Origin of the sequence: Pseudomonas idahonensis (assembly GCF_037903935.1) — a bacterium.
GTDB classification, from domain to species: domain Bacteria; phylum Pseudomonadota; class Gammaproteobacteria; order Pseudomonadales; family Pseudomonadaceae; genus Aquipseudomonas; species Aquipseudomonas danubii.
The window spans coordinates 2297175-2319631 of the sequence record NZ_CP149586.1; the positions used below are offsets into that span (position 1 = coordinate 2297175).

Genomic DNA, 22457 nt, shown 5'->3' on the forward strand with positions numbered 1-22457 from the left:
TCGCCGGCCTCAGCTCAGGGTGATGTTTTCGGCCATGGCAGCGCAGCCCAGGTCTTCGATCACATAGCTTTCATTGACCGATTCGAAGTTCTCGATGCGGTCGCGTTTGGCGTTGTCGACGACGGTTCGGCGGCGGGTGCCTTCCTGCCAGTACAGCGACAGGTTGTCGAGTCGGGTCACCATCAGGCCGTTGGCCGGGAAGTGCGGTACCCGGACGGCTGGCAGGTTGCCCAAGCGCTTCTGGCTGGTGACGATGTCGGCCGCGAGCATCTCGGTCGGCGCCTGGGTTTTGTTGATGATCGGGAAGTACTTGTCGGCCAGAAGTTGGCGACCGCAGATCACCACCAGCTCGGTATCTTCCTGGTACCAGGGCTCAATGAACTCGTTGACCATGCTGACGACCAGGGCGTCGATGTTTTCGAAATCCTTGCCCGCGCCGATCTGGATCTTGCCGCTGCCGTCGACCACTTCTTGCAACACGCGAGCGGCGTTTTCCAGACGCATTTTCTGCAGCCAGCCAATGTTCACGTCCTGCAACAGCGGGTTGGTGGATGGGTTGGAGGTCGCGGCGCGGCTGGTGCCGTTCCAGCCGATCATGATCCGGTTGAGGGCCTGGGCCTTGATGATGGCGTCACGAATGCGCGCCTGAAAGTCCTTGAACTTGGCCCACTGGTCGAGCTTCTGGTAGCGAATCCCAGTGTCGAAGTTGGTCTGAGTGCAGGTGTACCCGCGGTTATCCAGGCCGCTCGGGTCTCGGGGCTCGCGGTCCTTGACGGTGGTGTCGGTGGTGCTGGCAATGGTCCCGTCGATGCCGATGCCGATCTTCTCGCCCGACTGTTCTGAGACGCCGTAAACGTTGATGGCACTGAGGAACGCGCTGGACTCCTGAATGCGGGTTTCCAGGGTCTGGGCAACGCTGGGGGCGGCCGTGAATTTGGTGGTGACGTCGCTCACGCCGTGCAGCTGCGCAAGTTGTTGCAGGTAGGCGTTGAAAAGGACGCGGGTATCGTTACGCATGGTGTTCTCCGATGTTCCTTGGCTTGGTGTTGTCCGTGTTGGGATCAGCAGTCGGTGACGAGAGCCCCGTCACCACCCGTAGCCGCGGGGCGAGCGGTGAACTGCGGTTGCTGGCTGGTACCGGCCGGCGTCTTTTCGAGTTTTTCCACCAGCGCCGAAAAGTCGGCAGCCAGTTTCTCGTGCTTGGCCAGCAGGCTTTCGCGGGCAGCTTTCTCGGCGGCGAAGGCCTGGCCCTGGCCGGCGACGTGCTCAGCCATGGCCTCGACGGCCTCGCCGAGCTCGGTGAATAGAGCGGCGTCCTTGCCTTCCTTGTCCTTGCTCTTACCGAGCAGGTCGAGCACGCGGCTGAAAAGGCCAGCGACCTTGCCGCTTTCGTCCTCGACTTCCTCGAATTCGAGAGCCACCTCGATGGCCTCGGAAAACAGGTTGCTGGCGTCGCGCTTGCGGGCTGCCAGCGGGTTTTTGTCCGGGTTCTGGGCGCTGAACGTCAGCATTTCGGTACCCAGGCTGGCCGGGGTATCGGTCACCGCGATGCCGTCCAGGTAGGCGCGGCCTGTGTCGGCGAACTTCGGGCGGATCTCGATGCTGGTGTAGAGCTTCTGCCGGGCCTTGTTCATGTTCACCAGGTCGGCAGTGGGTTCGATCTGGGCGAACAGGGCGAGCTTCTTGGCGCCGGCAATCTCGACCTCTTCGGTCTTCAACGCGACCACGTCGCCGTAGGCGCGGAACGGGCTGTCCGGCAGCAGGCTACGCATGTGCTCAATCCAGACCCGGGCGCCGTAGGTGTTCTGGCTGTAGGTCTCGGCAGCGTCGACCAGCCATTGCCGTTCGATCTGGCGGCCATCGGTGGTGGCGCCTTCAACGGCGACGCGGAAGAACTTGGAGCGGTGTTTCTTGGCTGGGGTGTCGGTTTTGCCGGCCATGCGTGAATCCTCAGTGCGGTGGCTGTGTGCCTTGGCGATGAGGGCATGTTGTTGAGCGCGGGCGAGACGGGCAACGAGGCGCTGTTGTAGATCCGCTGCGTACAAGGGGCGGCGCGGGAAGTGTTCGCGCGCGGGCGGCAGCATCTGCGCCATGAATGCCATCGTCGACCTGCCCACCGATCACCGCCGCCACGCCAAACACCTGTATTGGCAGGGCTATCGCGTGTGCGAGATCGCCGAGCTGATCGGGGAGAAGGAAAAGACCCTGCACAGCTGGAAGGCCCGGGACGAATGGGACCGGGCCACGCCGCTGGAGCGCATCGAAGCGGCCACCGAAGCGCGCCTGGTGCAACTGATCCTCAAGGACCCCAAGTCAGGGGCGGACTACAAGGAAATCGACCTGCTGCACCGCCAGCTGGAGCGCCAGGCGCGCATTCGGCGCTTCACGGAAGGCGGTACCGAAACCGAGCTGAACCCGAACCTGGCCAAGCGTAACGAGGGGCCGAAGAAGGCACCGAAGCGCAACGAGTTCGATGAAGAACACATCGAAAAGCTAACCGAGGCGTTCATCGATGGCTGTTTCGGCTATCAGCTGGACTGGTACAAGGCGGGCAACCAGCGTACCCGCGCCATCCTCAAGTCCCGGCAGATCGGCGCGACGTTCTACTTCGCCCGGGAGGCGCTGATCGATGCGCTGACTACCGGGCGCAATCAGATCTTCCTGTCGGCCTCGAAAAATCAGGCGCACATCTTCAAGGCCTACATCCAGGCCTTCGCCCGTGAGACGGTCGGTGTCGAGCTGACCGGTGATCCGATCATCTTGGGCAACGGCGCCGAGCTGCATTTCCTGGGGACCAACGCCCGGACCGCCCAGGGCTATCACGGCAACTTCTACTTCGACGAATTCTTCTGGACCTTCAAGTTCAAGGAACTCAACAAGGTCGCCAGCGGCATGGCGATGCAGAAGCAGTACCGCCGGACCTACTTCTCGACGCCATCGAGCATGGCGCACGAGGCCTACACCTTCTGGACCGGCGAGCGCTTCAACAAGGGCAAACCGGCGGCGCAGCGGATCAAGCTCGACGTGTCTCACAACGCCCTGCAGCAGGGGCGGCTTTGCGAGGATCGGATCTGGCGCCAGATCGTCACCATCCTGGACGCGGAAGGGCGGGGCTGTGATCTGTTCGACCTGGACGAGCTGAGGCTTGAGTACGACGCCGAGGCCTTCCAGAACCTGCTGATGTGCCAGTTCATCGACGACGGGGCGAGCATCTTCCCCCTGGCGATGTTGCAGCCCTGCATGGTGGACAGTTGGGACCTCTGGGCAGAGGACTACAAACCCTTCGCCGCACGGCCGTTCGGCGATCGCCAGGTCTGGGTGGGCTATGACCCAGCGGAAAACGGCGATAGCGCGGGCATGGTGGTGATCGCTCCCCCCATGGTGCCCGGCGGCAAGTTCCGAATCCTGGAGCGGCACCAGTTCCGGGGCATGGACTTCGCGGCCCAGGCCGAGGCCATCCGCCAGGTCACCCAGCGCTACTGGGTGACCTACATCGGGATCGACATCACCGGCATGGGCTCAGGCGTGGCGCAGCTGGTGAAGTCGTTCTTCCCGAACATCACCACCTTCAGCTACTCGCCCGAAGTCAAAACCCGCCTGGTGCTGAAAGCCTACGACGTGATCAAGAACGGCCGGCTGGAGTTCGATGCCGGCTGGACGGATATGGCCCAGTCGCTGATGGCTATTCGAAAGACCGTCACCGCCTCCGGGCGCCAGTTCACCTACACAGCCGGTCGCACCGACGAAACCGGCCATGCCGACTTGGCGTGGGCGACCTTCCACGCCCTGCACAACGAACCCCTCGAAGGGCAGACCACGGCGAACACCGGATTTATGGAGTCCTACTGATGAGCAGACGTAACCGCGGAAAACAGCTGGCAGCCGCCAATGCACCGAAAGAAGGGGAGCTGCTGCAGGCCGAGGCCGGCCCGGTGGAAGCCTTCACCTTTGGGGACCCGACGCCGGTGCTGGATGGCCGCGAGATCCTCGACTACCTGCAGTGCTGGCTCAACGGCCGCTGGTACGAAACGCCGATGTCCATGGATGGCCTGGCCAAGACCACCCGGGCCAGCGTGTATCTGCAGTCGGGGCTGAACTTCAAGCGCAACATGCTGGCCCGCACCTTCATCCCTCACAAGCTGCTCAGCCGCCAGGCCTTCGAGCAGTTCGCACTGGACTGGCTCTGGTGCGGTAACTGCTACCTGGAGAAACGCAACAACATGCTGCGCAACACCCTGGGCCTGGTCCCGCCGCTGGCGAAGTACATGCGCCGCGGCGCCGATCTGGTGACCTACTACCAGGTGCGGGGCTGGAAGGACGAACACGAATTCGCCCCGGGTTCCATCTGCCACCTGCGCGAGGCTGATATCAACCAGGAGATTTACGGCCTGCCGGAGTGGCTGGCGGCGCTGCAAAGCGCGCTGCTGAACGAGAGCGCCACCCTGTTTCGCCGCAAGTACTACAACAACGGCAGTCACGCCGGCTTCATCCTCTACATGACCGACGCGGCGCAGAAGGAAGAGGACATCGATTCGCTGCGCACCGCGCTGAAGAACTCGAAAGGCCCGGGCAACTTCCGCAACCTGTTCGTCTACGCACCCGCCGGGAAGAAGGACGGCATCCAGCTCATTCCGGTCAGTGAGGTCGCGGCCAAGGACGAATTTAGCTCAATCAAAAACATCAGCCGCGACGACCTGCTTGCGGCCTTGCGTATTCCGCCGCAGTTGATGGGCATCGTGCCGCAGAACGCGGGTGGTTTCGGGTCGTTGCGGGAGGCTGCTGAGGTGTGGGCGGTCAATGAGCTGGAGCCGTTGCAGGCGCGACTGGCCCAGGTTAATGAGTGGATTGGGGAGGAGATTGTTAGCTTTAAGCCGTTTGAACTTAGTGCGGGGGGGCAGTAGAACCCCCGCGCATTAAACGGGCTGATGCGCTAGCACTAGGTCGACGCTGAATCAAGGGAGATGGCGCAGGTAAATGACTGGTTAGGTGAGGAGGTTGTAAGTTTAAAAACTTACTTATTGGAGTTCTGAACAGAGAGAAAGCGTGAAGCGTTATAGCTGCACGCTTTGAGTGTGCACTGTTATTTTTTGGTGTTGAACAATATACCTACACCCGTGTTGTTTATGTTTGTATTCTCGTTTTTGATTGTCTGGAATTTTTCTTTTATATCTTTGGCGCTGGGGATGAGTCCAGTTAGGTTTGCTGCTGTTGCAATAACTCCACATGTTGGCGTTCCGGTGATGGCAGCTGCTATCTCAATTCCTCCGACAACTATGAAGGAGCCAATGTCGAGGCCTGCGAATTTCCACTTTTTTGCACGAAGTTGGGCTATCTTTTTTTCATGCTCGCGGAACGCACCTTGTAGATTTTCTAAAACTCGGTCGCCGGTTCTAAAGAAGTTGTCGGGGCGACTGTCTATGATTTCAGAAAGTCCAGAGCCTAGAATATTGCGTATTTCGTCAAGAGCATCTGTTTTTCGAATTTGTATCAGTGCATCAATAGGAACACTGCCGAGCCAAGATATCTCATTTTTTATAGTGCTCTGTAAGGCCCTAGAGATGTGAAGATTTTTCAAGTCTCCGTCGTCGAAGCTTTTAGCATTTTCTCCAAGCATAAAGTTAAACCAAGCCCAACTTGTTTCGGCTCTGATTACTGGGGTCCCACCAAGACTCATACTTCTTTGAAATGAATTGTTCGCCTGCGAAAAGCGAGTGAGCATATTCATGAATATAGCTTCGCCTGGGGCGTTGAAACCTAGCCTTTTACCTTGTTCCTCTATATATCGCTCGATGTGAGTAGAAAAATCTCCGTCCCATTCTGTTGAGAACAGCATTTTTTTTGGATCTTTAACAAGAGCCGCAACAGCTTGAGAATCCTTAAAGCTTCTTAAATACTCTAGCATCTCTTTGATGTCGGAGTAGTTAGTGCCGAAAATGCTATTGCCGTAAGAAAGAGTGTCTTGCTCAGCACAGATGTTGACGTAATGTTCATAGCTTTTGTCAAGTCTGTGTCGGTCGGGAAGTACAGCGATTATGGGCTTTTCAACTTCAGCTAGCGCTAGGTCTTTATATTGAAGTACTTGAAGGGCGAGGCGTATTATTTCTTGTAAGCGTTCCTGCTTGGGCATGAACTCAAAAAGCGAATATATTTTCAGAAATGGGTCAGGCAGTATAGTGGTATCAAAATAAATTCCGGTGGAGCTTGCAAGGTTTGACCTTCCGTCAGGGAAAAGCTCACCCGTGAATATTGCTTTTGAATCAATGCAGTCCTCTACATGTATCCAAGTAGGTTCTGCAATGTTTTTCCAGAACTTCACGATCTCAGCAGTGAACTCATCTATTAGTTCGATATTATCATCTACGCGATTTGCATCCGATGCGAACCAAGCAGCAAATTTGTATGGATTAGCATCGGCCTTATTCATCAGTTCGAATAGTTTGCCGAAGTGAGCGTCTACACGGTTAAAGTAGGCGTTCTGTATTTCCTTTAGCGAAATAAGTTCTTTCCACTCCTCTCGATCTTCTATGTGTGCGACCGCCCCAAGAGCACCTCTCACAATGGCATCTACTGAATCAGGATCTACCATGCCGTCAGCTAATAAGCTTATATTTTCAAAACTTCTTTTAACTTCTTCAACTAGATGTTCGGCAACATGAATTTTTCCTTCTTCTAGTTTTGTTTTGAAAAGCATCACTTTTCTATGAAGCTCCTTTCGTTCCATTTTTTGCTCCTGCGTTCAGGTGATCTGTGTGGCGTATGGCCACAAGAGTATCGCCTAGTAGCAACATTTTCCTTTCCTTTCTGGTTGGGGATGAGTTGATATGCACTATATTGGTGCGCTTTCATCGCGTTTGCGGGCGTTTGCCCCCGGCGCGCCGTCGTCCCCCCACCTCGCCTGCGGGCTAAATGGGTCGCTTTTTCTGCGCACCTGCAGATCATTTCCGACGGCCCCAGCTGGGCGCCTGCTGGGCTTTTCTGGGGTCTGAAAAGCCTGCGGAATCCTGCACCGAGGCCGAATTTCTGAGGAGGCCTAGAGGCTTCCAGATTGTTGGAGGCAGGGGGGATGTCTGAGAAAGAGTAATTTCAGTAACCAGGGGCTGGTTCTGCTCTGGAGGCCCCGAAAATCAAGGCCTCAGAAATTACAAATACGAGTAACACGGGAGTAATGTGAAGAGTAATTAATTCTTAAGCTGTTGAAATGTAATGGTTTTTATAAAGACTAATATCACCTTATAAATAGGTAATCTGATTACTCTTAGGTTACTTAAAAATTACCTTTCGTGTCTGGATCTAAAACCTTGTAAATCAATGGCTTGCGTAGTTTTTTCGGTCAGGATTACTGATGTTACTCTTTTTTTGCTACCCCCCTACACCTTGAATTTCAGCCCCTTATGCGTGTGATGCGCGCACGTACTGAGCTGTACGTTGAGGGCCATGGGAATAGCGTGGGAACGTTTTCTCACTGCTGGCACCGCTGGATCCCTTGTAAACCGGGGTGCTGTCCGGACGATCGAGGGTGCGGGCACTTTCGAATCGCTCCTTCATCGACACATTTAGAAAAGCCCGTGAATTCAATTGCTTTACGAAAATTTACAGATTAACAATCTGGAATTTATTTTGAGTGCTCATGAGGGAAAGGTAAGAGTTTCTCTGTGTTTTTCTGTCATTATTCGCGGTCTTCGTTTTTGCTATCGTTACATATGGAACATCGCTCTTAGTTTTTTTGTAAAAAAACTGGTTCGGCACTAAGTCGACAAATCATATTTTTACCGTGATTTACACAAGCTTAAAAGCCGAGAAAAGCTAAGAGTTTTCCCATGTCGAAAAATGGCGGTCAGGAAAGCATTCACTATACTTTCCGCAAAAATTCGAAGAAGAAATCGGTCGTAGGCTTACATTCTTTTCGGGCATGGTTCAGCATCCGATGCATAAAAATCATTAGTGCCTTTGTTGGGTGTTCGTCATGGAAGGGAGCAAAACATAAATTAGAAATAAGCGCGAAGGTATTTAAAACTTAGACTACCGCTTCGTTAGAAGATGGCTAATTTTTGGGTGCCCTGACAAAGCCTCGCTAGAATTTTAATAGTTTCAAAAACTATCGATTACTAAAAAGCCCATCTCTGAGGGCTTTTTAGTGCGCAATTCGTAAGCGTCCGCTCTACAGGTCTTGCATGGTTAGATAAAATACCCTAATCGCAGAAAGGCAGAAGTTTGTCGTCGTGTAACAAGGTCAATCACTAACTTAACTTGTTGAATCACGAAGACGTTCCCTGGTCAGTACCCACTCGAACAGCTCAATCCTCTGTCGTGCCAGCGAAATCAAGAGCTGGTAAAGGACGATATGCTGCTTTAACGACTGTCTCGGGGTTAATTTGTGATCTTTGACTAAGGACATTCGCATCTCTTCAAAGCGCTTGTAGTCTTTTTTTGCCATAGACGACTCTCGCAAGGCTAGGTCTATGCCCCCAGCGCCAAGATTAGAGACGATTTCGAAATCGGCCTTAAAATAACGCCAGGGGTTTTTCAAAACATCGTCGGCCCAAATCGTCAAGTAACCTGAGTTCAAGATAGCCGTCGCAAGTTGATCATCGACCTCTGGAGTATTGATCGCTGCTAAAAACAGATCCTGAAAGGTCTGGATATTGCTGCCTGTAATCTCCCGAGCATCCTGGAAAATTTTATTTGTAATGTTTGTTTGCTTATTGATGGGATCCCAACTTACATCGGATGCAAATTTAATTTCTTCTGGTGACGCTTCTCTGGCGACATCTTCAAGCGCAAAAAAGAAATCGCTTTCGAATATATCCGGGGGGGTACACACGCTAGCTGGAGTGAAGAAAGACACGCCACCGTATTCGTACGCCTCCGCAACGAGCCGGGAGCAAAACTGATATTTCGATTGCAGGCCTTTAATTTTTTTTCTTACTTTACGAGCTACACCAGATTTGGTTGCGTCTATCTTGGAATACTCAGTGCCGATTTTTGACCGTGCATAACTACAAATTTTACTGGTCTGCTCTAAGGTTAACGCTCGTTCAAGTTTCGGTCTTAATACCATAAAGTCAAGTGCGTTATTTGCTAGCATACGCTGAATATTCACGGAGTGGACCCCTTCGCCATCTGCGTGGATGCAAGACGAAGGCCCGACGCACAGCAGAACGTGGGAGTACTCACAGGTCAGTGCGTTTCGAATAAACTTACTGGTACGGTTGTTTTCTCTAGTGCAAACAATATCACCAGGTTGGAGGAGTTGAGGTTTCAGAATGTATTTTTTCATTTTTAATTAGGCTCCTTGAATACTATGGTTGTAAGGCATTAAGATTTTAAATGCTAACTAACGCCTTGCGACTTTATCTTCCCTAAACGTCCAAATTTCACGTTTTATCTAATGTAGCAGGTTGCCACTTATGCGGCAGCAACTGATCGATTTCAATAACCTGCTACGTAGGCTGGCATGGAAGTACGTCCTTCAAATAGGCTTACGGATTGTGCCCATTCACCCGCGTAGGCTGGATCAAACTCATGATAGCCGCTGCCCGTTCCCCAACGTGTCGACTTGGTCGTCGAGCGTCTGGACACTCAGCATCAACTGCGTTGCCAATGCGCGCAGTTGTTCAGGTGTTAGATGGTAAAGCGTGGGAGCAGATACCATGGTGCCGATTTTGGCAGAACAGGTAATTTGTGGTGTTAAATCAATGGGATAATGGCAACCGTTAAAACAAGGTGATCGAGCTGGCAAAGTCTGCACGTTGGTACGGCAGATCCAGCACCAAGGCTCGAAGCTACTCAGTATCCAGCTCCATTTCAGAGTCATAACGAATGCCCGGCTAGTGGAGCTTGCCCAGGTTCAGTCGGCTTATCGCCAGCCAGACCCTGAAGTTGTCATGAGTCAACACTTTTATGCGAGTTGCGCGGCGGTTTGAAAGCAGTTAGGCGGGAAGCGCTATGAAGTGTGACAAATGGTATGGTACGAAAGTGGTACCAGCTATTCTCGGGTACGCTGCAGGTCACGGTTTATGTAAGCGCTAGAGTTAGGCGTTCCAATCCATCATCGGCGCCACTGAGAAACGACGGGAAAAGCTTTGCTGTAGGGAGGTTTCGTTGTTCAAGGACATGAGGTTCTGCTTTGAGACGTTACGGCGGCAAATGAAGCAAGCTTCTTCGCATCGTGAACAAAAGATCTGATAGCGCGGAGTTTATCAGGAAAGCGCAGGGGCAATTTGTTTGTCCCCGGGATGGACGGGGGACGATTGGTGAGTCATCGAGTTACGCCGATTATCTGCCTCAACCGCACCGCAGAGTAGTACCCCACCATTGCGCCGAACCTCAGCCATACCCCCGCGCAAATGCACCAGGAAAGAACCTTCGGATAATCATCACGAAAGAACTTGCCATAGAAACGGATCATGCCTCGATGTTTATGCCATTCGACGAACAACGGGCGTGAGCGGCTGCAGGCGCCGGAATGGCTTCGACGTTGGTTGCTCGGGTCGGCATGGGCCACCTCGAAACGTTTCGTCCAAGAGTTGGCCTCGCGGAACTGCAGGGTATTCGCCAGTGGCTCGCTGAACGCCAGGGCTTGGCGCATCACTTGGGGAATGTCCGCGGCGGTATCGCTGAGAAAAACTCCCGGTGTATGACGGCGAACACTCATTTCGCCAAAGTCGGTGCTGACCACCGGCAGGCCCAGGGCTTCGCCCTTGCGAATCTCCAGTGAGACCTCTTTCAATGTCCAGAACTCGCGATAGCGCTGTTTACCGCGAGGTAGCAGCAATTGCAGCAAGCGATCCCGAGGCTGGTCGTAGATCTGATAGCACTTGCCCAGGCCCAGGGTCTTGATCACAGGATCAGAGCACATCGGCAAACCCCTGGCGGTTCTTCTCGAACCACGCATGTCCGAGAAAAGCCACAGTGCTGGCACCCACCAGTTGGCCCAGCCATAGGCTGATATCGGGGACGACGCCCCAGCAGTACCAGGGGAAACAGCAAGGTGGTGAACGGTGGCAGGCCGAAGACCAGTAGATGAAAGATCAGCCAGACGATGAAACTCACCAGGGTATGGAACAGCACGGCCCCGAGTATCACGCCGGGCAGGAGGTCCGGGGGAACACGACTTTCTTCACGTAGTTGGCGTTGCTCGGGATCAGGCCCGGAGCACGGCTGATGCATTCTGAAAACAGGTTGAAGACCATCATGCCGGTGAATACCAGCAAGGCGAATTGGCTTTTCGAGTCGCTGCCGGTGTCCCAGCGCACTTTGAACACCACGCTGAAAACGAAGGTGTATACCAGCAGCATGAGCAGGGGGTTGAGGAAGGACCAGAGCAGACCGGCGATCGATCCGCGATAGCGGCCTGTGATTTCACGCTCGATCAGCGCCAATAGCAGTTCCCGATGGCGCCAGCGTATGAACGTGAAACGGTTAAGCGTGTTACCCCCAATCAACATCCACTCCTTGGTGATCAACTTCCAACACCGCCATACGCACGACCTGAAAGTACCGAGGAGCGGGACGGTGGTTTGCATCGAAGATTCTTATGAGTTGTGTATAGACCAAAAATGCATGGACCGACGGCGTTTTTGTGAGCTTTTTGATGATTCGTGCCGATCAGTGCAGGTCTGTTGATAAAAGGTGGCGAGGCGGTGGGAGTTTCGCCTGGGGAACTGTGGAAGGTTGCAGACCGGCGGAAACTGTCAGTCGCTCCACCGGTCTTTTTCGAGTACTAGGGGCGGCGCGCTGCCAGTTGCTCGGCCAGGCCGTGTGCCTGGCGCGCTGTCGCTTGCCGGGAGGCCTGGTCGATGTCTGGCCCGAGAATGGTTTTCTCCACCACCAGCGAGTGCTGGTCGGCAATGCCGATGAAGTTCAGCCAGGCCTCGATGTAGGGTTTCTGGAAATCGAACGCTTGGGCCGGAGTGTTCGACTGGGCTGAAAAATCCAGCCCGCGGGCGTAGCTCACCACCGCTGTTTTTTCGCGCAACAGGCCCTGCAGCCCGTGCTCGGGGTCGAAGCTGAAGAGGATTCCCTGGTGCGATACCAGGTCAATGAAATGCTTGAGCTTGTAGGGAATGCTGAAATTCCACAGCGGCACGGAGAGCACCAACAGGTCGGCCTGATGCAGGGGCGCGGCGAGTTCCTGGAGTCGGTCCCAGGCGCTTTGTTCGCCAGCGTTCAACGGCTGGCCACCGAGTCGGGCGTACTTGGCGTCCATTGCAGTCTGATCGAGCTCCGGCAGTTCCAGGCTCCAAAGGTCCAGGGTGCTGACTTGAGTGTCGGGAACCTGTTGTTGATAGCGCTGGATAAAACTGCGGGCGATTTCCAGGGAGGCGGAGCGACGTAAGCGAGGCGAGCATTGGATGTGCAGGAGCCGGGTCATGAACGAATCTCTTGGTGGACAGGGATGACCGCTATTGCAACATAGCTTATTTGTAAATATAAATTGTCTATCTAAGGCTTATTAATGGCGATGTGAAATATGTTCGATGCCTTGCTGCTCCGTACCTTTGTCGCTGTTGTCGATGAACAGGGGTTCAGTCGTGCAGCACAAAAACTGCATTTGACCCAGTCGGCGGTCAGCGGCCATCTGCGGCGCCTGGAACAGCAGGTCGGCAAGCCGTTGCTGCAACGCACCACCCGCTCACAGCAACTGACAGCCGATGGCGAGCGGCTGATGGCCTACGCCCGAGCCATTCTGGCGTTGAATCGCGACGCCTGGACCGAGTTGACCCGGGTGCCGTTCCATGGGCGGGTGGGGATCGGATTGGCGGAGGATTTTGCCGAGCCCCGTCTGTTGCGTGCGCTTCTGGATTTTGCCGGGCAGTTCCCGGGTATCCAGCTCGATGTGCAGGTGAGCATCCCCGGTACCCTCCTGGATCTTCTGGCTCAGGGCAGTTTGCAACTGGTGGTGGGGTCCTTGTGCGAAACAGCAGCGCCAGGCCAGTTGCTCTGGTCCGAACCCCTGGTCTGGGCCGGGCTGCCACAATCAGTGGCACCCTTGCCCGAGCCTTTGCCCCTGGCGCTGTTTCCTGAGCCTTGTCCTTATCGGGCGGTGGCCCTGGGGCGGTTGGCCAAAGCCGGCATCGCCCAGCGTACGGCCATGCTCTGCAGCAGCAACGGGGCCTTGCGTGCCGCAGTGCTGTCGGGCTTCGCCGTGGCGCCCATGGCGGTCAGTCAGTTGGGAGCAGGGCTGTGTGCACTGGGTGCGGAATACGGTTTGCCGGAGTTGCCTCAGGCTCAGTTCCGGCTGTTTACTGCGTCCGACGCGGACCCAGCCGTTGTGGCGACACTGACTCAGGTCATCGTCGAATATTGTTCCAGCCGACGATCCGCGCTTTAGGCATCGTCCTCTGCGGCCGATAACCCCTGCAAGGGGCTAGATCGGATGCGGTTGCGAGCGGCCCCTGGCCTGTGTTTGAACGCCATGGAGCCGATGTTTTACAGGATGCTGGTCAGTGAACCGGTCTCGAAAACAACCAGGGATCTGCCGCGTAGTTCAGGCTTTTCCCGTCAGGACGCCCCTTTTGCCTGTCCCCATTTACGACGCTCAACACGCCCCGGGTGGCACCTTGAAACGCTTGCCGCTGCTCAAGGCCGCGGTGGCCTTTATCGCCACGGTGTTCCTGTGCCTGTGCGGTTTGCTTTACCTCCAGCTAGAGCAGTCCTGGCGCCATGACCTGGCACAGGCAGAGGTCAACTCCACCAACCTGACTCGGGCCATTGCCCAGCAGGCGGAGGACACTTTCATGGAGGCCGACCTGGTGCTGATGAGCCTGTCCGAGTGGATCCAGGCCATCGGCGAGGGGCCCGTGCAACGGCTGCGCCTGCAACAGATCTTTGCTCGGCGGGTACAGGCCCTGGTGCAACTCAGCGGAGTGTTTCTCTATGACAAGCAAGGCCAGTGGGTGGTCAGTTCCTTTAACGATTCGCCTCATGGCAAGGACGTGGCAGATCGTGACTACTTCAGGTTCCACCAGCAGAACGCTTCGCTGCAGGCCCATATCAGTCCGGCGATTCGCAGTCGCGCCAACGGCGAGTGGATCATTCCCATTTCGCGGCGGATCAATGACCAGAACGGGAACTTCCAGGGCGTGCTGATGGCCGGCATCAAGCTGGCTTACTTCGATCAATTCTTCAAAAGCTTCAATATCGATGAGCAGGGCGTGATGTTTCTCGCCCTGTCCGATGGCACCCTGATCGCGCGGCGGCCATTCGAGGAGCGGCAAGTGGGGGCCTCCCTGTCCCGTGGCGAGATTTTCAGCAAGTACCTGCCTGAGGCCACCTCCGGCAACGCCATGATCACCTCGATCGTGGATGGGGTGACGCGCTTGTATGGCTATCGCCAGTTGCAGGCGTATCCGCTGGTGGTGGCGGCGGCCAACTCCAAGGACTCGATTCTCAAGGGCTGGTACGCCTCGGCCTATCAATCCACGGCCATCGTCGCCCTGGTGCTGCTGGGAGTGGGACTGTTCGGCTGGGTGTTTGTGAGCCAGGTGCGTAACAACGAGCGGATCGAAACCGATCTGCGCAAGGCCCAGGAGGCGTTGGAGGTGATTGCCACCCATGACAGCCTGACCGGTTTGGGCAATCGGCGGCTGTTCGAGCGCTCCCTGGAGATCGAGTTCGGTCGCGGGGCGCGGCAGAGCACGCCGCTGAGCCTGATCATTGCCGACATCGATTACTTCAAGCGTTACAACGATACCTACGGCCATGTGGCCGGCGATCATTGTCTGGCAGAGGTGGCCCAGGCCCTGAAAGGGTGTTGTCATCGCAAGACCGACCTGGCCGTGCGTTATGGCGGGGAAGAGTTCGCGGTGCTGCTGCCCGATACCGATATCCACGGTGCCCTGGCCATGGCCGAGCAGATTCGCCAGAGCGTCATGGAGCGCAACATCAGCCATTCCGGTTCTCCAGTGGGACGCGTGACCATCAGTCTGGGCTGTTACTCCTTCGTTCCTACGGGGCGCGACAGCATCGAAGTCTTCATTGAACGGGCGGATGCAGCGCTGTATCAGGCCAAGGCCACGGGGCGCAATCGGGTGATGGCCCTGGCGGTGGAGAGCGCTGAGGATCTGCTGCAGCGCTCCGACCGTTGAGTCATTGTCAGGCTTTGCAGAAGATCTGATTGGCGTAGGTATTGCCACCAAGCTCATAGGGGGTGGTGCCTGCGGCGTCATATCCCTGGGCCCGGTAGAAGGCCCGTGCCGAATGATTTTTGAGCCACAGGCAGGACGCTCGCCGCGCCTGGGCGAGGCCGCTAGGGCGGTGGCTACTACAGAATCACCGTCAGCTCTTGGCAAGAGCCAATCCCGGGCCAATGCGATAAAAAATATCAGCCGAATCGATTGTTGGAATGCCCCGTTTCTGGCTTATACCTATCGTTGACCTGGCAGGGACCGGTGCTGAACAAGCGGATCGGCACAAGAGTCTCCGGAGCCCTGCGCGACACTCATTTCAAGGATTTGTGCATGAGCCAGCCGCACCTGATGAACATTGACCTCTATTTGCGCCGACTGGGTTACCACAGCGCGCCACCGCCGACCCTGGAAACCCTGCGAGAACTGCAATGGCGACATGTCTGCGAGTTTGCCTTCGAAAGCCTTTCTACCTTGTTGCGCCTGCCGGTGCCCATCGACCTGGGCACGGTGGAACGCAAGATTCTGCAAGAGGGGCGCGGTGGCTATTGCTATGAACTCAATCAGACGTTCCTGGTGCTGTTGCAGCATCTGGGCTATGAGGCGCGTGGCATTACCGGGCGGGTGGTCATGGGAGGGCCGGAGGATGCGCTCACCGCGCGCAGTCACAGGTTGACGCTGTTGCACCTAGACGGGCAGCGCTACATCGCCGATGTCGGCTTCGGCGGCATGGTGCCCACTGCGCCCTTGCTGCTCGATACCGAAGCAGAACAGGCAACACCCCACGAGCCCTATCGCATTACCGAGCGAGACGGTAGCTACACCCTGCGCGCCAAGGTCATGGATGAGTGGCGGGCCCTGTACGTCTTTGATCTGCAGATACAGGGCGATGTGGACTACGAAATGGGCAACTGGTACGTCTCGACTCACCGTGACTCGCCTTTCCTCGGTCAGTTGAAGGTGGCGCTGATAGGGCCGGGGGTGCGCCGAACCCTGAACAACGGCAGCTACGCTTTGCATCGCGTGGGGCAGCCCAGCGAGCGGCGGCAGATCACTAATGCGGGGGAGCTGATGCAGTTGTTGCAGGACGAGTTTGCCTTGCGTCTGCCGGAGCATCCCGAGTTGTCGAGAGTGCTCGAGCGCTTGCTGGAGGCCTGATCACCACCTGTCGCACCGGGAGCGGGAGCCGAATACGGAAGCACTTCCCGATTAAAATCCCAAGCTGGCGCTCCATAGAATCCACCGGCAAACCGGCAATTTTCTATGGAGAGAATCATGCAGAAAATACATCGATCCACGGTGTCCGGCAGTACCGCAACACCGCTGAGGCGTTTCAGGCAGGGGCTGTTCGCTGCGCTGCTGGCAGTGGTCAGCCTGTGTTCCACCAGCAGCTTCGCGGTCCCCAACCCCGACGGCAACTACAACCTGAGCATGGACGCTCGGGCCGGGTCGCCCTATCCACCGTCCGACAACTACAGTGCCGATCTCAAGACGTCCGGAGTCGGGCCGGCGTTCACGGTGCCGGTGAGTCGACACCACATCATTGCCTACAACCAATTGCGGGATTTCTACATGTCCGTGGTGCAGCGTGGGCACTTGAAGGAGCTGAAGGGTTTCTGGGACGGCTTTGGCGCACGTTTCCTCAGCTATGGCCAGGATAATCGAGTCAACGTCACTGCGCCGGTGGCGGCGGATTATGACCAGGCCAAGACGTTGCTCGAGGAGATCGGTCGGGGCGTGGTGCGGGCCAATGCGGGCGTGCCGCCACGGCCCCTGGGTTGGGACACCTTTCATGGCTTCTACACCTGGATGCCCTGGAACCTGTTTCTCGGTCCGAACGGCCGCAATGATGATCCGGGTGAGCAATTCGAAACCAATGCCCAGTACATCATCAATAACAAGGACACCTGGAACACCATCATCAATGTGCGCGACAACATGCTCAGCTATCAGCGTGACGGCAACGTGAAGACCCTGGCCAACATCAACTCGCAGCTGTTGCGTTTGTCGGCGCGGACCCGGGTCTATCCGCTGGTCAGCGATCAGTGGATTCGTGTCGCCCCCAATGTGTACAAGATCCGCGTACCGGCCAACTGATTGGTCTTTTTGTGTGCAGCAAGGGCCGATCCAGCCAATGGATCGGCCTTTTTTTGCGTTGTGTTTCAGCGGGTGGGGTTGGGGCCAAGGATGTCGGCTTGCTGCACAGGTCCTGCCGGCCCGATGTGGGGCGGTGGCTCTGGGGCGGCCATTCAGGCTGGAAAAGGGTGATCCGTACGACCTGGGCGGGGCTTTTTATCGGTGAATCAGCAGGGGGAAGTGCCCGAAGATTGACCGATAAACTGTATACAATCCTATGGACAGTTGTCTTTGTTGTTGCATACAGTGTGCGCATAACAAAAACAGGGAACCCCACACCATGAATACGCCCCAGGTTTCACAGCAACGTCCCGAAGATGAAAATTTGGGTATTGCCGCGAATATGGCTTATGGCCTGCAACACGTTCTGACCATGTATGGCGGTATCGTTGCGGTGCCACTGATCGTCGGCCAGGCGGCCGGTCTGTCGCCAGCGGAGATCGGCCTGCTGATCGCCGCTTCGTTGTTTGCAGGGGGGCTGGCAACCTTGCTGCAAACGCTCGGCGTGCCGTTTTTCGGCTGCAAGCTGCCGTTGGTTCAAGGGGTGTCCTTTGCGGGCGTATCGACCATGGTGGCGATTGTCACCAGCAGCGGCGAGGGCGGCTTCCAGTCAATTCTGGGGGCGGTGATTGCAGCTTCGCTGATCGGCCTGCTGATTACGCCGGTGTTCTCTCGCATTACCAAGTTCTTTCCCCCGCTGGTCACCGGCATTGTCATCACCACCATCGGCTTGACGCTGATGCCTGTGGCGGCGCGCTGGGCCATGGGCGGTAACAGCCGGGCGGCGGATTTTGGCAGCATGTCGAACATCGGTCTGGCGGCCCTCACCCTGGTGCTGGTGCTGCTATTGAGCAAGATCGGCAGCGCGGCGATTTCCCGGCTGTCGATTCTCCTTGCCATGGTCATCGGTACGGTGATCGCGGTGTTCCTGGGCATGGCGGATTTTTCCGGTGTCACTCAGGGGCCGATGTTTGGCCTGCCCACGCCGTTCCACTTCGGGATGCCGACTTTCCATGTCGCAGCGATCCTGTCGATGTGCATCGTGGTCATGGTGACCCTGGTGGAAACCTCGGCGGACATCCTCGCGGTGGGTGAAATCATCCACACTAAGGTCGACTCCAAGCGCCTGGGGGATGGGCTGCGTGCCGATATGCTGTCGAGCATGATCGCGCCGATCTTCGGTTCCTTCACTCAGAGTGCTTTTGCCCAGAACGTCGGGCTGGTGGCAGTCACCGGGATCAAGAGCCGTTTTGTAGTGGCTACCGGCGGCGTGTTTCTGGTAGTCCTCGGCTTGCTGCCCTTCATGGGGCGGGTGATTGCGGCGGTGCCCACCTCGGTGCTGGGCGGTGCCGGTATCGTGCTGTTTGGCACCGTGGCGGCCAGTGGCATTCGTACCCTGTCCAAGGTCGACTACCGCAACAACATGAACCTGATCATCGTCGCGACCTCCATCGGCTTCGGCATGATCCCGATCGCTGCGCCGAGCTTCTACGACCACTTCCCCAGCTGGTTTGCGACGATCTTCCACTCGGGCATCAGCTCGTCGGCGATCATGGCGATCCTGCTGAACCTGGCGTTCAACCATTTCACCGCAGGCAACTCGGACCAGCAGTCGGTGTTCGTCGCTGGCACCGAGCGCAGCCTGCGTTTCCAAGACATTGCCGTACTGCGTGAGGGGGACTACTTCAGCGGTGGCAAGCTGCACGATGCCGAAGGCAATGAAGTGCCGCTGGTAGCTGAGGTTTCGGGACAGTCGTCGAATCCGCTTGGGGACGGCTCGGCACCGAGCCATGCTCGAGGCAGTGCGCAAACCACGCACTGAGTGCAATCATTGCGACATTAAAAAACGGCGCCCTGAAGGCGCCGTTTTTTATGGGTGAGTCATTATTCGAGGTTGTCCAAGGGCTCCAGGGCTTGCAAGGCCTCGGGGTTGTCCTTGTACTGCCCGCGCAAGGTTGCGAGCTGGCGATCATGGCCGATACAGACGTCGTTAACGGCTTTTTCCAATTCGGCCCGACGCTCCTCGTCATACGCCTCCTCGCCGGCAAAGTGCTGGCAATCTTCGTGACGCTGGATAAAGGCCGTGACCTCGGCCGGCAGCTGTGGGCCGCCGTAGTGACCGCCCAGTTGCAGGCGTTTTTCCTCGACCCAGCCACTGTAGTCCTCACCGTTTTTGGCGATGTACATGACTTGGGCCCAGCCGCTGTCGCTGGAGGCGTACACGGTCAGGCCGTCGCCCGGAATCACATAGAGCTTCTGGTTCACGCAGGCGGCATTCGGCCCACTGTGAAAGTGCAACCGTCCTTGGCCTATGACCTTGGCTTCCAGGGGCGGCCGGTACTCGCCGGCTTCCAGGGAAGCGTTGTCGCTCAGGGTGGCGCAATCCACCGTGGAGGCGGCCAGGGCCTGTAGCGGTAACAGAGACAGCAGCCCCCACAGGGACAGGAGGCGCAGAGGTTGGTTCATTGCACAGTTTTCATCAGGGGATTTGGATGGCGCGATGGTAATGACAAAGAGGCGGCCTGTGAATGTTTCCAGGCCGCCTCTTTGTGAAGCGTGAGTTACTCCGTGACCTTGCTGAACTGCCCCTGGCGCACCAGGGACAGAGCCATTACCACCACCACGGCGGCGGCCGCCGACAGGGTCAGGGGTAAGCCATAGCTGCCGCCGCTCATGGCGGCGCCACTAAGCAGTGGCCCCAGCAGGCTGCCGATGCCCCAGAGCAGACCGGCGCTGGCATTGGCGGTCACCAGATCCGCTCCGCTGAAGGATTGCCCGATCAGCACGATCGCCAGGGTGTAGATGCCGCCCGCCGCCGCGCCGAGGATGACCAGGCTCGGCCAGAGCAGACCGGGGGATTGCATCAACAGTGGCAGGCACAGACCTATCAGCAGAGCGATGATGCCGCAGCCGAGGTAGATCCCCGGGCGCCCCAGCTTGTCCGAGAGCCAGCCCAGGGGGAACTGGAACGCCGTATCTCCCAGGAGAATGATGGTCACCATCAGTGCCGCCAGTTTGATGCTGTAGCCATGAGTGGCCGCGTACACCGGAAACAGCGACAGCACGACGCTGTCGAAGAAGGCGAAGAACAATATGCCCACACACAACGCCGGGGCGATGCGGATAAAGCCCAGCACCGAGAAGGTCCGGCTTTCCTCGTGAGGACTTGGGGAGTCTTCCTGGGGCAGAGTCAGCCAGACCACGGCGATCGCCACGGCATAACCGAGGCTGACAATGGTGAGTACGAGCGGCCCCTCGGTGCCCAGCAGTGATACCAGGCCAGGGCCCAGCAGTTGGAAAAAGGTGAAGCAGGTGGTGTAGACCGCCACCAAGCGGCCACGGCTGGCGTCTTCGGCCATTTCATTGACCCAGGTTTCCCCGAGAATGATGATCAGCCCGGCCCCAAGCCCCATGGCGACCCGGGCCAATCCCAGGCTGAAGAGGCTGGCGTCCGGCAGTTCCAGGGCTGCCACGCTCAGGGCGCAGAGGCTGAAACACAGCAGATAGATCTGGCGCCGGGTCAGGCGCTGGCACAAGGCATTGACCAGGAATGCCGAAAGCATCATGCCCGCCGCAGGCAAGGCTGACATGATGCCAATCTGATTGTTCGACGCGCCGGCCTGGTACAGGCGCAGGGCAAGGATCGGCACTGTGGAGCCGATGCTCAGGCCGACAATGGAAATGCCCAGGATCAAGGCAGCTAACAAGGCTTTGTTCATGATCAAGACTCGCGCCTGAAGCGTCAGGCGCTGAAAAATGGAGATGTTGCGGACGCCGCGTGACAGCATCCGCCAAGATACGGGCGAGAGCCGGGCCTGTGCCCTCGGCGTAGGGGCCGGCTGCTGGCGAAGCGGTCATTGAATGGTGCGTTGCACTTCGAGACGTCTTCGCTGGCGAGCCAGCCTCTGCATCGGCGCCAAAGGTGGCGGGGCGGTGCCAGGCTCAATCGCGGTTAGCGACTGCCTTGGTGCGGGGAGAAGGTGAAGGCGAACAGGACGCTGCGGCGGCGACGGTTGATCGCGCAATCATGCTGGGCAACGGCCAGGGTTGCCGAAGGGCTCATCGAGGGGGAGAGGCACGGGGACTGTGCTGGCAGGAACATCGTTGTCTGACTGGCCGGAAAAATAAGCGCACAGCCTACGTCAGGCCATTGCGGCAAGGCAACCAGACCTTTGCCTGAGCCATTCGGCTCGCAAAGCACTTTATCCGCATGTCTGGCTGACATGCGGATCATGAAACTGATAGTGGTTTTTTCTGCTGATTTGCCAAAAGAGCAGGGCGCTCTTGTTGGGTTTGAGGCAAATCAGTGTAGGAATATGGCTCCACGACCTGGACTCGAACCAGGGACCCAGTGATTAACAGTCACTTGCTCTACCAACTGAGCTATCGCGGAATGCGCCGTATCTTACTGATTCAGAAAGGGAAGTCAACAAGCTGTGAATGTTTTTTTCAGTGCAGCGAGGTTCTGAATGATCTGCTGACATTACTTCAAGGGTTTTATCGGCTAGCGAGCCTGTACGTGATCCGATAGGGGCTACCATGGCTCCCCGGAAGTGGTTTCACGCGCTGCCGGCCTCAAGCCGCAAAGGTACGTTTTTATGATGCGCTTCGATTTATCCCAGGTTCCCACTCATTTTTTTGCATCGCGATGCGAGGTGCTGTCATGAGCATCGAGCAGATCAACCTGCCCAAGGGAGTCGGGCCTCAGGCCGACAAGTTGTGGGATGCCATTACCCAGGCAGCGGCAGCGGCGGATCTGAACCGCGCGGCGGGCAAGGCCGAAGGTTTTGTCCTGGGGCTGGAGAGTGCCAAGGCCATCAAGAGCCAGGTCGCTGAGGCGTTGTACGTGGCCTTTGATGATGCCGCCAGTCAGCGAATGCGTGAACTGGCGGGTTGAGTCGGTTCAGCCGCCGAAGGTCAGGGTGCCCAGCATCAGCTTGGCCATCAGCGATGTGGCTGCCAGTTGCACCAGCCACAGGGCCAGACCACCGAGGAACACGCCGAGGGCGATTTGCAGTACCAGGCTCTTTTCGCGTTTCTGCGAGCGGGGCAAGTAGTGCTCCAGTTCGTCGCGGTCGGCCCGCAGGTCATCGTTTTTCATCTGGATTCTCGATCGGCAAGGGAGGCGTGGCCTCAGTCTAGAGGATGCAGGGGCTGGACTGGGTATTAGCTGAGCGCGCACAAAAAAGGGGA

At 57.0% G+C, this 22457-nt stretch carries 17 protein-coding genes, 1 tRNA gene and 1 pseudogene; 8 read left to right on the plus strand and 11 right to left on the minus strand.

The annotated features are described in order from the left end of the window. Positions 1 to 9: 9 nt before the first annotated feature. Positions 10 to 1017 carry a phage major capsid protein, P2 family gene (locus WIN67_RS10545; protein WP_339071188.1) on the minus strand — a complete coding sequence of 336 codons (1008 nt, stop codon included), beginning with the start codon at positions 1015 to 1017 and terminating at the stop codon, positions 10 to 12. Positions 1018 to 1061: 44 nt separating this feature from the next. Continuing rightward, positions 1062 to 1940, minus strand: a complete 879-nt coding sequence (locus tag WIN67_RS10550) for a GPO family capsid scaffolding protein (protein WP_339071190.1) — start codon at positions 1938 to 1940, stop codon at positions 1062 to 1064. A 151-nt stretch (positions 1941 to 2091) separates the two neighbouring features. On the opposite strand from WIN67_RS10550, the gene WIN67_RS10555 reads away from it, so the two are divergent. Next, positions 2092 to 3849, plus strand: coding sequence for a terminase ATPase subunit family protein (locus tag WIN67_RS10555; protein WP_339071191.1), 1758 nt, complete (start codon positions 2092 to 2094; stop codon positions 3847 to 3849). Next, on the plus strand, positions 3849 to 4901 hold the full coding sequence (locus WIN67_RS10560) for a phage portal protein (protein ID WP_339071192.1): 1053 nt from the start codon (positions 3849 to 3851) through the stop codon (positions 4899 to 4901). Before WIN67_RS10555 ends, WIN67_RS10560 begins: the two co-directional genes overlap by 1 nt. Before the next feature lie 179 nt (positions 4902 to 5080). Here the strand turns inward: WIN67_RS10560 and WIN67_RS10565 are convergent, their stop codons facing one another. From WIN67_RS10565 to WIN67_RS10585, 5 genes and pseudogenes are all read right to left on the minus strand, one after another. Beyond that, a complete protein-coding gene (locus WIN67_RS10565) occupies positions 5081 to 6721 on the minus strand; it encodes a hypothetical protein (RefSeq protein ID WP_339071193.1) in 1641 nt (546 codons plus the stop codon). 1521 nt (positions 6722 to 8242) lie between these two features. Then, positions 8243 to 9277 carry a YiiX/YebB-like N1pC/P60 family cysteine hydrolase gene (locus tag WIN67_RS10570; protein ID WP_339071194.1) on the minus strand — a complete coding sequence of 345 codons (1035 nt, stop codon included), beginning with the start codon at positions 9275 to 9277 and terminating at the stop codon, positions 8243 to 8245. Between the two features lie 981 nt (positions 9278 to 10258). Further along, complete coding sequence (locus tag WIN67_RS10575) at positions 10259 to 10858, minus strand: hypothetical protein (protein WP_339071195.1); 600 nt, start codon at positions 10856 to 10858, stop codon at positions 10259 to 10261. 107 nt (positions 10859 to 10965) lie between these two features. Next, positions 10966 to 11447, minus strand: a pseudogene (locus tag WIN67_RS10580) (ABC transporter permease); the annotation flags it as partial. A gap of 275 nt (positions 11448 to 11722) precedes the next feature. Next, complete coding sequence (locus WIN67_RS10585; protein ID WP_102882521.1) at positions 11723 to 12373, minus strand: FMN-dependent NADH-azoreductase; 651 nt, start codon at positions 12371 to 12373, stop codon at positions 11723 to 11725. A 99-nt stretch (positions 12374 to 12472) separates the two neighbouring features. On the opposite strand from WIN67_RS10585, the gene WIN67_RS10590 reads away from it, so the two are divergent. From WIN67_RS10590 to WIN67_RS10610, 5 genes are all read left to right on the plus strand, one after another. After that, positions 12473 to 13333 (plus strand): LysR family transcriptional regulator, encoded by an 861-nt coding sequence (locus tag WIN67_RS10590; protein WP_102882520.1) that lies wholly within the window; start codon positions 12473 to 12475, stop codon positions 13331 to 13333. Between the two features lie 184 nt (positions 13334 to 13517). After that, on the plus strand, positions 13518 to 15089 hold the full coding sequence (locus WIN67_RS10595; RefSeq protein ID WP_102863697.1) for a sensor domain-containing diguanylate cyclase: 1572 nt from the start codon (positions 13518 to 13520) through the stop codon (positions 15087 to 15089). A gap of 372 nt (positions 15090 to 15461) precedes the next feature. After that, entirely contained in the window at positions 15462 to 16286 is an 825-nt protein-coding gene (locus WIN67_RS10600; RefSeq protein WP_102882519.1) for an arylamine N-acetyltransferase family protein, read from the plus strand. Between the two features lie 117 nt (positions 16287 to 16403). Further along, on the plus strand, positions 16404 to 17225 hold the full coding sequence (locus WIN67_RS10605) for a hypothetical protein (RefSeq protein ID WP_170002237.1): 822 nt from the start codon (positions 16404 to 16406) through the stop codon (positions 17223 to 17225). 319 nt (positions 17226 to 17544) lie between these two features. After that, positions 17545 to 19086, plus strand: a complete 1542-nt coding sequence (locus tag WIN67_RS10610) for a nucleobase:cation symporter-2 family protein (protein ID WP_102863693.1) — start codon at positions 17545 to 17547, stop codon at positions 19084 to 19086. 62 nt (positions 19087 to 19148) lie between these two features. Here the strand turns inward: WIN67_RS10610 and WIN67_RS10615 are convergent, their stop codons facing one another. The 3 genes from WIN67_RS10615 to WIN67_RS10625 form a co-directional block, all read right to left on the minus strand. Next, positions 19149 to 19730, minus strand: a complete 582-nt coding sequence (locus WIN67_RS10615; RefSeq protein WP_339071196.1) for an SH3 domain-containing protein — start codon at positions 19728 to 19730, stop codon at positions 19149 to 19151. A 95-nt stretch (positions 19731 to 19825) separates the two neighbouring features. After that, complete coding sequence (locus WIN67_RS10620) at positions 19826 to 20983, minus strand: MFS transporter (protein WP_265074446.1); 1158 nt, start codon at positions 20981 to 20983, stop codon at positions 19826 to 19828. Positions 20984 to 21581: 598 nt separating this feature from the next. Continuing rightward, positions 21582 to 21657: transfer RNA gene (locus WIN67_RS10625), tRNA-Asn, on the minus strand. 270 nt (positions 21658 to 21927) lie between these two features. Between WIN67_RS10625 and WIN67_RS10630 the strand changes: the two genes are divergently transcribed. After that, positions 21928 to 22161 (plus strand): hypothetical protein, encoded by a 234-nt coding sequence (locus WIN67_RS10630; protein ID WP_102863689.1) that lies wholly within the window; start codon positions 21928 to 21930, stop codon positions 22159 to 22161. Between the two features lie 6 nt (positions 22162 to 22167). Here WIN67_RS10630 and WIN67_RS10635 read toward each other — a convergent pair whose 3' ends face one another. Beyond that, entirely contained in the window at positions 22168 to 22365 is a 198-nt protein-coding gene (locus tag WIN67_RS10635; protein ID WP_011060362.1) for a hypothetical protein, read from the minus strand. Positions 22366 to 22457: the final 92 nt, after the last annotated feature.